This window comes from Alcaligenes sp. Lyrl_28, assembly GCF_051948705.1.
Classification (GTDB): domain Bacteria; phylum Pseudomonadota; class Gammaproteobacteria; order Burkholderiales; family Burkholderiaceae_B; genus Alcaligenes; species Alcaligenes ammonioxydans.
Genome location: NZ_JAYJLG010000001.1, coordinates 748790 through 762657 on the forward strand (window position 1 = coordinate 748790; position 13868 = coordinate 762657).

General features: G+C 57.3%; 14 protein-coding genes. 8 read left to right on the top strand and 6 right to left on the bottom strand.

Going from position 1 to position 13868, the window contains the following annotated elements:
* Positions 1–36 precede the first annotated feature (36 nt).
* From VF694_RS03395 to VF694_RS03410, 4 genes are all read left to right on the top strand, one after another.
* Positions 37–678 carry an RnfABCDGE type electron transport complex subunit B gene (locus tag VF694_RS03395; RefSeq protein WP_003800996.1) on the top strand — a complete coding sequence of 214 codons (642 nt, stop codon included), beginning with the start codon at positions 37–39 and terminating at the stop codon, positions 676–678.
* Complete coding sequence (nth, locus tag VF694_RS03400; protein WP_003800998.1) at positions 675–1313, top strand: endonuclease III; 639 nt, start codon at positions 675–677, stop codon at positions 1311–1313. The genes VF694_RS03395 and nth overlap by 4 nt, the downstream gene beginning before the upstream one ends.
* A gap of 244 nt (positions 1314–1557) precedes the next feature.
* A complete protein-coding gene (locus VF694_RS03405) occupies positions 1558–2271 on the top strand; it encodes an ABC transporter ATP-binding protein (protein WP_081050043.1) in 714 nt (237 codons plus the stop codon).
* A 323-nt stretch (positions 2272–2594) separates the two neighbouring features.
* The gene (locus VF694_RS03410; RefSeq protein WP_003801001.1) at positions 2595–3236 is read left to right on the top strand and encodes an OmpW/AlkL family protein; all 642 of its coding nucleotides are present in this window, start codon (positions 2595–2597) and stop codon (positions 3234–3236) included.
* On the opposite strand, the gene VF694_RS03415 is transcribed toward VF694_RS03410, so the two are convergent.
* The 4 genes from VF694_RS03415 to VF694_RS03430 all read right to left on the bottom strand — a co-directional run bounded on the left by VF694_RS03415 (position 3233) and on the right by VF694_RS03430 (position 8194).
* Positions 3233–4015, bottom strand: coding sequence for an ABC transporter ATP-binding protein (locus VF694_RS03415; RefSeq protein ID WP_003801003.1), 783 nt, complete (start codon positions 4013–4015; stop codon positions 3233–3235). The genes VF694_RS03410 and VF694_RS03415 overlap by 4 nt on opposite strands.
* Positions 4012–5844, bottom strand: a complete 1833-nt coding sequence (locus tag VF694_RS03420; RefSeq protein WP_440163688.1) for a branched-chain amino acid ABC transporter ATP-binding protein/permease — start codon at positions 5842–5844, stop codon at positions 4012–4014. The genes VF694_RS03415 and VF694_RS03420 overlap by 4 nt, the downstream gene beginning before the upstream one ends.
* 5 nt (positions 5845–5849) lie before the next feature.
* Complete coding sequence (locus VF694_RS03425) at positions 5850–6887, bottom strand: branched-chain amino acid ABC transporter permease (protein ID WP_003801008.1); 1038 nt, start codon at positions 6885–6887, stop codon at positions 5850–5852.
* 137 nt (positions 6888–7024) lie between these two features.
* Positions 7025–8194, bottom strand: coding sequence for an ABC transporter substrate-binding protein (locus tag VF694_RS03430; protein WP_003801010.1), 1170 nt, complete (start codon positions 8192–8194; stop codon positions 7025–7027).
* A 328-nt stretch (positions 8195–8522) separates the two neighbouring features.
* Between VF694_RS03430 and msrB the strand changes: the two genes are divergently transcribed.
* Genes msrB through VF694_RS03450 form a run of 4 tightly spaced genes read left to right on the top strand, consistent with a single transcriptional unit; the run spans position 8523 to position 10537 of the window.
* Entirely contained in the window at positions 8523–8918 is a 396-nt protein-coding gene (gene msrB, locus VF694_RS03435; protein ID WP_003801011.1) for a peptide-methionine (R)-S-oxide reductase MsrB, read from the top strand.
* Entirely contained in the window at positions 8915–9481 is a 567-nt protein-coding gene (locus VF694_RS03440) for a septation protein A (RefSeq protein ID WP_003801013.1), read from the top strand. Before msrB ends, VF694_RS03440 begins: the two co-directional genes overlap by 4 nt.
* A gap of 7 nt (positions 9482–9488) precedes the next feature.
* A complete protein-coding gene (locus VF694_RS03445; RefSeq protein WP_003801015.1) occupies positions 9489–9752 on the top strand; it encodes a BolA family protein in 264 nt (87 codons plus the stop codon).
* 8 nt (positions 9753–9760) lie between these two features.
* Positions 9761–10537: a peptidylprolyl isomerase gene (locus tag VF694_RS03450; RefSeq protein ID WP_003801016.1), complete on the top strand. Its 777-nt coding sequence runs from the start codon at positions 9761–9763 to the stop codon at positions 10535–10537.
* Between the two features lie 210 nt (positions 10538–10747).
* Here the strand turns inward: VF694_RS03450 and ligA are convergent, their stop codons facing one another.
* Positions 10748–12835, bottom strand: coding sequence for an NAD-dependent DNA ligase LigA (gene ligA, locus VF694_RS03455; protein WP_440163690.1), 2088 nt, complete (start codon positions 12833–12835; stop codon positions 10748–10750).
* Complete coding sequence (locus tag VF694_RS03460) at positions 12832–13854, bottom strand: cell division protein ZipA C-terminal FtsZ-binding domain-containing protein (protein WP_003801018.1); 1023 nt, start codon at positions 13852–13854, stop codon at positions 12832–12834. The genes ligA and VF694_RS03460 overlap by 4 nt, the downstream gene beginning before the upstream one ends.
* Positions 13855–13868 lie beyond the last annotated feature (14 nt).

Consider the following 13868-nt stretch of genomic DNA (forward strand, 5'->3'; position numbering starts at 1 on the left):
TTTCCAACGGGGCCGGAAGGCCCCGTTTTTGTATTCATGTCCGACACTTTGATACGGCGCATTGACGCCCTGCTTCCCCAGACCCAGTGCACCCGCTGTGGTTACGACGCCTGTCTGCCCTATGCCCAAGCCATTGCGCTTGAGGGTGAGGCCATCAATCGCTGCCCGCCTGGCGGGCAGGAAGGCGTACAGGCCCTGGCCGAGCTGCTGGGTCGTGCCCCCCTGCCTCTGGACCCGGACTGTGGGGAATTCACCGGGCCCAGCCGGGCGGTGATTATCGAAGAACACTGTATTGGTTGCACGCTTTGCATTCAGGCCTGCCCGGTAGATGCCATTATCGGCGCCAACAAACTGATGCATACCGTGCTGGCCGACCGCTGCACCGGTTGTGAGCTGTGCGTCCCTCCCTGCCCGGTAGACTGCATCAGCATGGTGCCTACCGACGAATGGAGCCAGGAGCAGGCTGCCCAGGCCCGCCAGGACACGGAGCAACGTCGCGAACGCCTGCTGGCCCGCCACAAAGAAAGCTCGGACCTGGCCGCCCGTACGCTGGCCAACAAGCCGGTACTGGCCAACCATGCCGACCAGGCCGACAAACGGGAGGCCTCCATCGCCTCTGCGCTAGCCCGCGCCCGTGCCCGGCGCGCCAGCAAAACCGCCGGTGAGACCACACCATGAATGCCGCCAAGCGCTACGAGATTTTCAGCCGTTTTCAGGCAGCCAACCCCAAACCCACCACCGAACTGGAATACGCTGACACGTTTCAACTGTTGATCGCGGTTATTTTGTCCGCGCAAGCCACAGACCGTTCGGTGAATTTGGCAACCGCCCGCTTTTTTCCGGAACATGGCACACCCGAGGGTATTCTCGCGATGGGCGAGGAAGGGCTACGCGAAGCCATCAAGACGATCGGCCTGTACAAAACCAAGGCTGCCAACGTCATCAAAACCTGCAAGATTTTGCTGGAACAACATCAAGGCCAGGTGCCCTGCGACCGCGCCGCTCTGGAAGCCCTTCCTGGCGTGGGCCGCAAAACCGCGAATGTTGTTCTGAACACTGCTTTTGGCTTGCCCACCATTGCTGTGGATACCCATATTTTCCGCGTCGCGAACCGCACAGGGATTGCACCGGGAAAAAATGTGGTGGAAGTGGAAAAAAAGCTGGAACGACTGATTCCCAAACCTTTTTTGCTGGATGCTCATCACTGGCTGATTCTGCACGGCCGTTATATCTGTGTTGCTCGCAAGCCCAAGTGTCCCCAGTGCGGGATAGCGGATCTGTGCGACTTCAAGCCCAAAACCGTTAACACTTAAGTAACAGATCAGTGGTTTGCCAACATTTGTTTACCAATCTGTGAAATAAAGCAAACCATCCTATGACAAACCCGCATGGTTTTGCGGGGCCAGGGCTCTCATACTGAAACGCATAAAGGACTCTGCCTAGCGTTTGCGAGAAATAACATCACCGCAGTCAAAGGCAAAGGACGCGTAACGGGTTCCTGCGCTGATCAGCCAACGTACAGGCCCATTTTGACGACTCACGACAAGGAGCGTTCTCATGATGCAGGCTGCCCTGGATATTGAGAATCTGTACGCTTGGCACCGAGAGTTTCCGCTCTTGCGCGGATTGAATCTACAGGTTGCCTCCGGCGAGATATGCACCGTCTTGAGCCGCAACCGGGCTGGCCGCAGCGCCATGTTACGTGCCATCGTGGGCTTGACGGACAGCCGTCGAGGCTCCATCCGCATTCAAGGCACCGAATCCATTCATCTGAGCCAACATCAGCTGGTGGATCTGGGGGTGGGCTACAGCCCTTATGAGCAAAGCATTTTTACGGGGCTAAGTTGTGAGGAAAACCTCCTGCTGCCTCCGGCTATCGGCACGACCTTGGGCGGCGGGATGTCGTTGATGCAAATTTATGAGCTGCTGCCCAGCCTGGAGCAGCGTCGGCATCATATGGCCACTCAACTATCGACGGGCGAACAAAAAATATTGGCGATTGCCCGACTGCTACGCACAGGGGTCAACCTGCTGCTACTGGACAAAGTCTCGGAAGGTCTGGCGCCGGTGCAGGCCCAGACCTTGATCAAACTCATCTGTACCCTGCGCGACGAAGGCTACACCGTCGTACTGGCCGAGCAATGCCCCCAATTCTCTGCTGCCTTCAGCGACCGCTTCTATGTATTGGAGCATGGGCAGATCGTAGAACGATTTACACGTAGCGAGCTGAGCCACAAATACGAAACCTTGCATGCCCTCCTGGGAGACTGAGACCTTTAGCCAGCGTCTTGCGCCTACATGGGGCCACCACCGCCGCTTGCCGGCCCTGCTCGCAAGTTGGCCGCCCTGCCCCAGCCATGCCCTCAGGCAAAAGCTGAAAAAAAGCACATAAGCCACGGGGTTTTTTATTTCCAGCGGTTTACCAAGTGATGCAAAAAAAACACACGAGGCTTGAATTGGCCTCAGATGATTTCCGCTTCCTTGATCTACAACAAGGTCAGGCAGTCAACTACTTCTGAAGCTTGCTTTGGATCAAGTCCGGGCCCTCTGGCCTCATGCACTCTGTAGGCTTTACACACACCTACGGAGCTCCTATGAAATCCCGCTACTTGTTTCCCGGTCTGCACCTGTCCTTGCTGGCTGCTGGGCTGGCCGCTGTTCTGTATGCCCCTCAAGGCCAAACACATGAAGCGGGTGATTTCTTGCTCAAGGGCGGCGTGACCTGGGTGTCCCCAAAATCCAACAATGGCACGGTTGCAGATGGCACCGTCAAGCTGGACGTGGGCAACAACGCCCGCCCCAGCTTCTCGCTGACCTACATGGCTACCCGCAATATTGGTGTTGAGCTGCTGGGCGCATTCCCCTTCCAGCACAATATCGACAGCAATCTGGGACGTATTGGCAAAACCAAGCACTTGCCCCCTACCCTGAGCCTGCAATATCACTTTCTGCCTGACAGCGACTTCCAACCCTATGTCGGCGTGGGCGTGAACTACACCATGTTCTTTGACACCGAATCGCGCGGTGCGCTGGCCGGTTCCGACCTGAAACTGAAAAACAGCTGGGGGTTTGCAGCCCAGGTCGGCGTGGATTACAAGCTGGACAAGAACTGGTTCCTGAATGCCGATGTGCGTTACATCAGCATCCGTCCCGACGTGCAACTGAACGGCCAGTCCATTGGCAAAGCCAAGCTGGACCCCGTGGTTGCCACCATCGGGGTCGGCTACCGCTTCTAAGCGTTCGCCTCTTCCTGCTCGCGTTTGCCCTGCCCCAAACCCAGATAGCTTTCTATCACTCGGGGATTATGAGCCAGGTCAGACGCGGGCCCTTGCAGCACCACATCGCCCGTCTCCAGAACATAACCGTAGTCAGCCACTTGCAAAGCGGCACGCGCATTTTGCTCGACCAGCAAGATGGCCACACCGGTACTACGCAGTCGGGCGATGATCATGAAGATTTCCCGCACCACACGCGGCGCCAAGCCCAGGCTGGGCTCATCGAGCATCAGGACTTTGGGTTGTGCCATCAAGGCACGTCCCACCGCCAGCATTTGTCGCTCACCGCCTGACAAGGTCCCGGCCAGCTGCGTACGACGCTCTTTCAGGCGTGGGAACAAGGTATAGACCTTGTCCATGGTGTCACGCCATCCAGCTTGACGAGCCCGATACAGACGAAAGCCGCCCAGCAGAAGATTGTCCTCGACCGTCATGCTGCCAAACAATTCGCGGCGCTCGGGCACCAGGGAAATACCGGCCGCCACGCGACGCTCCACTTCCCAATGACTGATCTCCTGGCCCTCGTACTGTACCGAACCGGTGCTGCGTCCCACGCTGGGCAAAGAGCCCATCATGGAATTGAGCAAGGTGGACTTGCCCGCGCCATTGGCGCCGATCACCGTCACAATGCTACCTGCCCGCACGTCCAGGCTGGCCCCCGTCACCGCGGTGACCTTGCCGTATTGAGCGGCCAGATTGTCTACTTTCAGGATAATGTCTTTCGATTGTGCCGAACTCATAGCGCTGCTCCTGCCGAGGCGGGCTCATTGACCTGGTCCAGATCCAGGTCGTCATCAATACCACCCAGGTAGGCTTCCAGCACGGCTGGATTTTCCTGAATTTCCTTGGGCAACCCTTCGGCCAGCTTGGTGCCAAAATCCATGACAACCAGCTTGTCCGTCAAATTCATGACAAAGTCCATGTCATGCTCAACCAGCAAGATACTCATGCCTTCACTGCGTAACTGACTCAGCACTTTGGCCAGCTCCTGCTTTTCTTTGTAGCGCAGGCCGGCGGCAGGCTCGTCCAGCAGCAAAAGCAGCGGATCAGAGGCCAGGGCACGCGCAATTTCCAAAATACGCTGTTGACCCAGGGCCAGATTACCCGCCTCTTCGTACAGGTAGTCGCCCAGGCCCACCCGATGCAGTTGCACCGCCGCTTCATGCAAAAGTTCCGCTTCACTACGACGCTCGGTATGCAGGACAGCGGACACCACGCCCACATTCCGACGCAAGTGAGCGCCCAATGCCACGTTCTCCAGAACCGTCATGGTAGGCAGCAATTGCACATGCTGGAACGTACGGCCCACACCGAGGCGGGAAATCTCGCGTGCAGGCTTGCCATCAATGCGTTGCCCCAGGAAGCTGACCTGTCCACTGGTGGCCGACAGCACGCCGGTAATCAGGTTAAAGGTCGTACTCTTGCCCGCACCGTTAGGACCGATCAGGCCCATGATCTGACCAGCATTCAAGGTGAAGCTGATGTCGTTCACGGCGACCAGACCACCGAACTCCTTGCGGATCTTGTTCACTTCTAGAACCAGCGAACCGGCCTGAGGACGCTCACGCTGAGGCAAAGCTTCGGCTTGTGGAGGAGCTGCCTGATTGCGCTTCTGTGCACCGAAGACCTGTTCCCAGACCTTGTGCAGGATGGGCCACAAACCGTCACGGGCGTACTGCAGAATAAGAACCATCAGGATACCGAAGACGATCAGCTCGAAGTTGATGTCGGTATTGAGCAGTTTAGGCAGCCAGTTCTGCAATTGATCTTTCAGGCTCAGCACCAGGGCCGAACCCAGAACAGCTCCCCAGACACTGCCTGCGCCCCCCAAGACGGCCATGAACAGGTACTCAATGCCGTAGTTCAGGCCAAAGGGGCTGGGCGATACCGCGCGCTGGTAGTGGGCATAGAGCCAACCGGATACGCAAGCCAGCAAGGCGGCATAAACGAACACAATGACCTTGTAGTTGGCCATGTTCACGCCAAAGGACTCGGCCATGCCGCTGCCATGCTTCAAAGCCCGAATGGCACGTCCAGGACGGGAATTGAGCAAGTTGCGTGTGCCCCACATGGCCAGCAAGGCAAAAGCCCAGATCAGGTAGTAAATATCCCGCCCCGAGGACAGTGAAATACCGAAGAACTCCAAAGGAGCAATACCGGAAATACCGTCGTACTGACCCAGAAACTCCAGGTTGCCAAACAGGTAGTACAAGGCCAGACCCCACGCCAAGGTACACAGGGGCAGGAAGTGGCCGGACAAGCGCAGGGTGATCGCGCCCAGAATGTAGGCCACCATCATGGTAATGGCCATGCCAATCAACAGGTTGAACCAGGGCGACCAGCCCAGGCGAGCGGTCAGATAAGCCGTGGTGTACGCGCCCAGACCCACAAACGCAGCCTGACCAAACGAAGTCAGGCCACCCACGCCCGTCAACAGTACCAGACCCAGCACGACCAAGCTGGTCAAGCCAATGTAGTTAAGCTGGGTAATCCAGAATTCGGGCGTTGCGCCCAACTGCGGCAAAATCAACAGAACCGCGATAAACAATAGCGTCAGCAAGTGTCTCATGTGATTTACTCCTCATCATCCACGTGCTTGCTACCGAAGGAGCGCCACAACAACACCGGTATCACCATGGTAAATACAATGACTTCTTTATAGGCACTGGCCCAGAAAGAGGAAAACGCTTCCAGAACCCCCAGGAACAAGGCGCCCAACAGGGTAACGGGATAACTGATCAGACCACCGAAGATCGCGGCCACAAAGCCCTTGAGACCGATCAAAAAGCCGGTGTCGTAGTAAATGGTCGTTACCGGAGCGATCAACATGCCCGAGAACGCACCGATGGCCGCCGCCAGGGTGAAGGTCAGCGAGCCGGACATGTTGGTACTGATCCCCACCAGACGGGCACCGCGACGATTGACGGCCGTGGCACGCAAAGCGCGACCATAAAGGGTCTTGCCAAAAAAACCCCACAAGGCCAGGATCAGCAACACGCAGGCCCCCATCACGAAGAAGGTCTGCGCCGACCAGCTCACCGCCCCCAGGGACACTTCACCTTCCATGAAGGGAGGCGTACGCCAGCCTTCGGGGCCAAAGAACACAAGACCCAGGCCCGTCAAGGCAAAGTGAACGGCTACCGAGGTAATCAGCAGCACCAGCACGCTGGCCTCGGCAATCGGCTGATAAACCAGTCGATACACCATCGGTCCCAGCGGGATCACAACGGCCAACGAGAACAGCACGGCCACCCACAGGGGCAACTGCGCGCTGACAATGGCAGGAGCGGCAAAATAAACCGCTACGGGAATGACGATATTGACCAGGAATTTGCGCGGCATACCGCTCAGGCTGCGGCTGCGCAAGGCAGAGAGCAGCTCCAGCAAAAACACCAGAGCACCGGCGATCAACAGCAAAATAACGGTTCCCGGCATGCGGCCATTGACCACAAAGGCCAGGGTCAAGGCGCCAAAGGTGACGAATTCACCTTGCGGGATGAAAATGACGCGGGTAACCAGGAAAACCAGAACCAGGGCAAGCCCGAGCAAGGCATAGATGGCACCATTCAATATGCCATCCTGCAACAAAATTAAAGCGATGGTGGTATCCATGTCGGACAACATCCTGTACAACAAAAAGGGCGGAGGGCTTACGCAAACGCAGGCCTGTAGCGGGAACGGGTGCCAGAACCTTCCAGCACCCGCCTCGGAAAAAACCGGCTATTGAGCCGGTTTTTGCCTGTCAGATATTACAGATCAGGCTGATAGGTCCATTTACCGTCGACCACTTTCACAATGACGTGGGCCCGTTTATCCAGACCGGCGTGGTCGGTGGCCGACATATTGAACACACCTTGGGAAGCCGCCAGTTCCTTGGTCTGCTCCAGTGCGTCACGCAGGGCGGCGCGGAACTCGGGGGTGCCGGGCTTGGCACCCGACTGCAAGGCTTGCGGAATGGCTTCGGTCACCAGCAAACCGGCATCCCACAGGTGGCCACCAAACGTGTTGATCGAGCCTGCGCCATACTTGGCCTCATATTTTTCCTTGTATTCCATGGCGGTCTTTTTAACCGGGCTGCTGTCAGGCAGCTGTTCGGCAACCAGCAAGGGACCGGCGGGCAAGATCATGTCGTTACAGTCTTTGCCGCAGACGCGCAGCACATCACTGTTGGCTGCCCCGTGGGTCTGGTAAATGATGCCGGCATAGCCACGGCCCTTGAGCTCGCGCTGGGGCAAGGCAACCGGCGTGCCCGAGCCGGCAATCAAAATGGCATCGGGCTTGGTGCCCAGCAGCTTGAGCACTTGTCCGGTCACGCTGGTGTCATTGCGACCATAGCGCTCGGCACCCAGCACCTTGATGCCTTTGGCCTGGGCGGCCTCGGTGATCACATTCAGCCAACCATCACCATAGGCGTCGTTGTAGCCGATAAACCCGAGGGTCTTGACGTTTTGCTTGACCATGGCCTCGGCCAGGGCGCCCGCCATCAACTGGTCGTTCTGAGGCGTCTTGAACACCCAGGTGCGAGCGCCTTCAACCGGCTCAACAATCTTGGCGTTGGCAGCCACACTAATCATGGGAGTCTTGGTTTCGCCGGCCACATCCACCATGGCCAAGGAACCCGGTGTCACGGATGTACCGATCACCACGTCCACTTTGTCATCGGTGATGAGCTTGCGCATATTGCGTACAGCCACCGTAGTGTCTGTGGCATCATCCAGCACAATGTATTCGACTTTCTGTCCGGCCACTTCGGTAGGCAGCAGGCTGACCGTATTGCGCTCAGGAATCCCCAGCGAGGCCGCCGGTCCTGTTGCAGCCACCGTCACCCCCACTTTGATCTGCGCGGACACCGCCACGGGCAGACTCAAAGCCAGGGCTGCAGCCAATGTCGTGAGGCGCCCAGTAGTAATGCAGTTCATCCTTTTCTCCCAATATTTGTTCATTGTTGTGGACCGGATTAACGGTCAAAAAATCGTAATACAGATAATCAACAGCACATACCAGAAACGTATCAAGTCACACGGATTTCAGATATTGGTGTTTACCTTAAATATTAAAAGTTTAAATAGTGCACTAACTAAACGGATTACTGACAGTTCAGGTGGTGCCAACAGGGGTTTTCCTGGTCAGGCAAGCGCAAGACCTTGCACTTTGGAACCCTCTGTTCCAAACACGCTCTAATTGTCGATTACTATGTAGGAATGCGCCTCCTGTAGGCATTGATCTGTTTTTCATAAGGCAGCACACGTGAAAAAAGTACATAAAACCGAGGCTGAGTGGCGCGCCCAGCTCAGCCCTGAAGAATTCTATGTCACCCGTCAGAAAGGCACCGAACGCCCTTTTACAGGCCGCTACTGGGACACCACGACGGCCGGCATCTATCGCTGCGTCGGTTGTGGCACCCCCCTGTTTGCTTCGGACACCAAGTTTGATGCCGGTTGCGGCTGGCCCAGCTACTTTACGCCCCTGAACCCGGACAATGTGCGCGAAGAACTCGACACCAGTCACGGCATGCGTCGTACCGAAGTGCTATGCAATGTCTGCGACGCGCATTTGGGCCACGTCTTTGAAGACGGCCCCCCGCCCACTGGGCTACGATACTGCATCAATTCCCTGTCCCTGACCTTTGAACCTGACGCATGAAGAAGCTTTTATTCGATCTGTTCCCGCTGGTTCTGTTCTTTCTGGCCTTTCGCTTCTCCGATATCTATGTGGCAACGGGTGTGGCCATGGCCGCCTCGATTTTGCAAATCGTATGGCTCAAGCTCACCAGCAAGGCCATCGAGACCTCGCACTGGATCAATCTGGCCGTGATTGTGGTCTTTGGAGGTGCCACCCTGTTTTTCCATAACGATGTCTTCATTCGCTGGAAACCCACGGTGCTGTACTGGATTTTCGCGCTGGTCCTGCTGGGCGGGCGCTACCTGATGCATCGCAACCTGATGCAAAAATTCATGGGCACCCATCTGGTACTGCCAGGCCATGTCTGGGACAAATTAAACCTGGTCTGGGCGAGCTTTTTCGTCGCTATGGGACTGGTCAATCTGTTCGTTGCCTTTTCGGGCCACTTTACCGAGTCCCAGTGGGTCAACTTCAAGGCTTTCGGCCTGCTTGGCTTGATGCTGGTGTTTGTCGTTGCCCAATCCTTGTGGCTGGGTCGCTACCTGCAAGACTCCTCGGACAACTCCACTCCCCCAAAATCCTGATTTCGCCATGACAGACGCACTTGCCTCCCTCATTCACGAACGGCTCCAGGCCCTGGAGCCTTCGGAGCTGGACATCATCAACGAATCCCATCTGCATGCGGGCCACGCTGGCGCACAAGGTGGTGCCAGCCACTTTCGGATCATCATCGCCTCGAAACAATTTGATGGAATTTCAACACTGGCACGACACAGACTTGTGTATGATCGCGTCCACGATCTAATGCCTTTCCCTATTCACGCATTGGCTATTCAAGCCAAACCCACCGCTTAAGGATGCTCATGAAACGTATTGCCGCATTTGCCTTGACCTGCGCCCTGGCTGCTCCCGTCTATGCACAGACGATTGCCACCGTAAACGGCAAAAACATCACGCAAAAAGACCTGGATCAGTTCGTCGCCGTTCTGGTCGAGCAAGGCGCCAAAGACTCGCCCGAGCTGCGTGAGCAGGTCAAACAGGAAATGGTCAACCGCCTGGCCGTGGTGCAAGCCGCTGAGAAGGCCGGTATCGACAAGACCAACCAAGTCCAGCAAGAGCTGGAACTGGCCCGCCAAAGCATTCTGGTCCGTGCCCTGATGGCGGATTACCTGAAGAAGAACCCCGTCACCGAAGCTGACCTGACCAAGGAATACAACACCATCAAGGCGATGGAAGAGGGTCAGCAGGAATACAAAGTACGCCACATTCTGGTCAAGGACGAAGCCGCTGCCAAGGACTTGCTGGCCAAGATCAAGTCCAAGAAAATCAGCTTTGCGGACGCTGCTAAAAAAGACTCCATTGATACCGGTAGCGGCCAGCAAGGCGGTGATCTGGGCTGGGCACCAAGCTCCACCTACGTGCCCGAGTTTGCCCAGGCTGTAGAAAAAATGAAGAAAGGCGAACTGAGCGCAGCCCCCGTGCAGTCTCAGTTTGGCTGGCATATCATTCAGGTGGACGATGCCCGTCCCGTGACCTTCCCGGCGATGGCGGAAGTCAAGCCTCAGCTGGAAGAGATGATGCGTCAGCGCAAGCTGGCCGAATACCAGCAAAAAATCCTGAAAGAAGCCAACATCAAGTAATGGCCTCAACCACCGCTTTGTCTGCTCGATAAAGTGGCTGTCAGGAATAACAACGATGGCGCCTCCAGGGCGCCATCGTTGTTATTGATCACAGCGAGGCTCACGCGCTTTTTCAGACTTGTAGTCCAGGCTCGCTTGCCCTGGGCTGATCACCGCCAGCTTGAAACAAGGAGTAAGGCATCACGAGGCCTACCTGCGTTTGCCCCGACCCTAGTCCCCAGCCAGTAAAGCCAGGAACTGAGCCTCGTCCAGAATGGTCACGCCCAATTCCTGTGCCTTGGTGAGCTTGGAGCCAGCCTCGGCACCGGCCAGGACAAAGGCGGTCTTTTTGGAGACCGATCCACTGGCCTTGCCGCCGGCCTCCAAGACGCGGCGTGTCGCCTCATCACGGCTCATGCTGGGCAATGTGCCCGTGATGACAACCGTTTTGCCCGCCAAGGGCAAATTGGCACTATTTGCGCGAGCCTGCGCCTGTTGGGGGCTCACTCCCGCTGCCAGCAAGGCGTCCAGCGCCTCACGATTATGCGGCTCCTGAAAAAAATGCCGTACAGAAGCAGCTACGACAGGGCCAACTTCATTGACCTGCAACAGCGCCTCTTCATCGGCCTGCTGCAAGGCCTGCAAGGTGCCAAAATGCTGGGCCAGGTCTCGGGCCGTCGTCTCCCCTACATGGCGGATACCCAAGGCGTAAATCAGACGATTCAAGGCTGGCTCACGCACCTTGTTGATCGCTTCAATCAGATTCTCGGCAGACTTGCGTCCCATACGCTCGAGCAGGACAAGCTTTTCGACCTTCAATTTGAAAATATCGGCCAAGGTATGGACCAGTCCGGTTTCCACCAACTGATCCACCAGTTTTTCCCCCAGGCCTTCAATATCCAGAGCTTTGCGACTGGCCGCGTGAATCAGGGTCTGCTTGCGTTGAGCGGGGCAAATCAGGCCGCCTGTGCAACGCCAGGCAGACTCACCCTCCAGCCGCTCCAGGGCGGAATGGCATGCCGGACACTCCTTGACCATTTCAAACGGCACACTGTCTTGCGGACGCTGTTCCAGCACCACAGCGACGACCTCCGGAATCACGTCACCGGCTCGGCGTACCACGACCGTATCGCCAGCGCGCACATCTTTGCGACGCACCTCATCTTCGTTATGCAAGGTGGCATTGGTCACCGTAACCCCGCCCACGAAAACCGGTTTCAAACGCGCCACAGGAGTCACCACCCCGGTGCGGCCGACCTGAAACTCAATATTTTCCACGCGCGTCATTTCTTCTTGCGCAGGGAACTTATGAGCGACGGCAAAGCGCGGGGCGCGCGCCACATAACCCAGTACGCGCTGCGCGGCCAGGGAATTGACTTTATAAACCACACCATCAATTTCAAAGGGCAGGCCGGAGCGACGCTCCTGAGTCTGGGTATAAAAATCCAGCAGGCCCTGTACCCCCTTCACAAGCTTACGATCGCGACTCAGGGGCAAGCCCAGACTCTCGAGCCAGCCCATCATGCCTGACTGGGTATCACGAGGCAGCCCGTCTCCCGTCACGTCCGCAAACAAGGTATTTTGCGGCTGATTCGTAAGTGGCAGGGGGCTGATTTCACCCCATCCATAGGCAAAAAAACGCAAAGGCCGTTTCGCCGTGACTTTGGGGTCCAATTGGCGCAGGCTGCCTGCCGCGGCATTGCGCGGGTTGACAAAGACTTTCTCGCCACGCTTGAGCTGACTCTCGTTCAGACGTTCAAAGTCCGCCCGGTTCATCAGGACTTCACCACGCACTTCCAGCACGGCCGGCAATTGCGCAGCATCGCCACGCAAACGCAAGGGAATGGATTTGACGGTGCGAATATTGCTGGTGACGTCCTCGCCTGTGGTGCCATCACCCCGCGTCGATGCCTGCACCAACAAGCCTTGCTCATAGCGCAGACTGATCGCCAGGCCATCAAATTTGTATTCCGCCAGATAATCAACCCGACGATCCAGGCCCACCATACCAGCCTCGACAAGCGTGTCGGCAACCCGTTTGTCAAATGCCTGGACTTCCTCATCCTCAAAGGCGTTGCCTAAAGAGAGCATGGGAACGGCATGCTGGACCGTCGCAAAGCCATCCAAGGGAGCCGCGCCCACGCGCTGCGTGGGAGAATCGGGGGTAATCCACTCCGGGTGCGCGGCCTCCAGCGCCAGCAGCTCGTTCATCAGTGCGTCATATTGCGCATCCGAAATGCTGGGCGCATCCTGAATGTAATAGGCCCAGTTATGCTGGGCCAGTTCTTCACGTAACTGCTGTACTCGCTTCAAACTCACGAAAAAATCCTGCCTGTACGTTCCTGACCTGCTGTGAAGCCTGCTTGCTCCAGACGCTCGTACAAGGTACGTAGTTGTTCATCAATATTCTGATCCGTGCTCTCGGGCAAGGGGCGGCCCTGGTCATCGAGCACCACACCATCCAAACGGCTGGCCAGATCGCGGGCCACGGTTGCCATTCTGCTGAAGGCGTGATCGTCCGCCGGGCTGTTGGGCAAATCCAGCAGCAGGTCGATGCGCTCGATGCTGGCGGACTGAATATCCTTGGGCTGGGCGCCGTCAAACATGGCCGTGAACCGGGGCTGGCCGGAATCGGCCAGCCAGGCCAGCTGCTGGCCAAACGGCAAGAAGCCCGCGTCCTTGACCATTTGAATGACGGACGAGGCCGGCAGGGGCCCAGGCAAACGCACCGACACGCCGACCAGCGCGTCCAGATCGGCGCAGGTATTGTCCAGGGCGGCCGCACGACGCAGCACCTCATCCTGCTCAGGACCCTCTACCGAGCCGTCAAACTGTTGCGCCAGACCCTGCGCAGCCATCCAGACCTGCGACCACTCAATGGCCGACAAGGGGCCGCTGCGATTGGCCAGCAAAACGGCAATCTGCATGCTGGCGTAGGATTCGCCCGCACGCAAACGGGCACGGTGCCCTCCCCCTTCGCATTCGGCAAAATAACGCACTGGTTTGGCGCCAGTACGCGACACAGCCTGTAGGGCCTGGGCCAAATCCTGGGCATCCACGGGCTGACTGAAACTGATGTCAATCACGGCCTCAGTGGTGCAGTCCACTTCGGACGGATCATGGTCCCCCTCGGTAGAGGCAGGATCACTGCCACGTCCCATGCTGGGCTCGCGCCGCTCCAATTCGCTGAGCTGGCTCATCAGAGGATCGGTGTCCCCGTCCGGGAATTGGCTTTGCATCTGCTGGCGCACCCGGCGGTCTTGCCACCAGTTAAAGACCACCACGAGCAAGATGAGCAAAATGCCCAATAAAATCAGTGCGATTTGCAAATCACTCATTGTCAGTTCCGTCG

What these genes read in the sequence shown, in the direction of transcription:
- VF694_RS03460 (WP_003801018.1), bottom strand. Translation starts at nt 13,854, where the DNA reads ATGAGTGATTTGCAAATCGCACTGATTTTATTGGGCATTTTGCTCATC.
- VF694_RS03410 (WP_003801001.1), top strand. Translation starts at nt 2,595, where the DNA reads ATGAAATCCCGCTACTTGTTTCCCGGTCTGCACCTGTCCTTGCTGGCT.
- VF694_RS03440 (WP_003801013.1), top strand. Translation starts at nt 8,915, where the DNA reads ATGAAGAAGCTTTTATTCGATCTGTTCCCGCTGGTTCTGTTCTTTCTG.
- VF694_RS03415 (WP_003801003.1), bottom strand. Translation starts at nt 4,015, where the DNA reads ATGAGTTCGGCACAATCGAAAGACATTATCCTGAAAGTAGACAATCTG.
- VF694_RS03395 (WP_003800996.1), top strand. Translation starts at nt 37, where the DNA reads ATGTCCGACACTTTGATACGGCGCATTGACGCCCTGCTTCCCCAGACC.
- nth (WP_003800998.1), top strand. Translation starts at nt 675, where the DNA reads ATGAATGCCGCCAAGCGCTACGAGATTTTCAGCCGTTTTCAGGCAGCC.
- VF694_RS03445 (WP_003801015.1), top strand. Translation starts at nt 9,489, where the DNA reads ATGACAGACGCACTTGCCTCCCTCATTCACGAACGGCTCCAGGCCCTG.
- VF694_RS03430 (WP_003801010.1), bottom strand. Translation starts at nt 8,194, where the DNA reads ATGAACTGCATTACTACTGGGCGCCTCACGACATTGGCTGCAGCCCTG.
- VF694_RS03420 (WP_440163688.1), bottom strand. Translation starts at nt 5,844, where the DNA reads ATGAGACACTTGCTGACGCTATTGTTTATCGCGGTTCTGTTGATTTTG.
- VF694_RS03450 (WP_003801016.1), top strand. Translation starts at nt 9,761, where the DNA reads ATGAAACGTATTGCCGCATTTGCCTTGACCTGCGCCCTGGCTGCTCCC.
- VF694_RS03405 (WP_081050043.1), top strand. Translation starts at nt 1,558, where the DNA reads ATGATGCAGGCTGCCCTGGATATTGAGAATCTGTACGCTTGGCACCGA.
- VF694_RS03425 (WP_003801008.1), bottom strand. Translation starts at nt 6,887, where the DNA reads ATGGATACCACCATCGCTTTAATTTTGTTGCAGGATGGCATATTGAAT.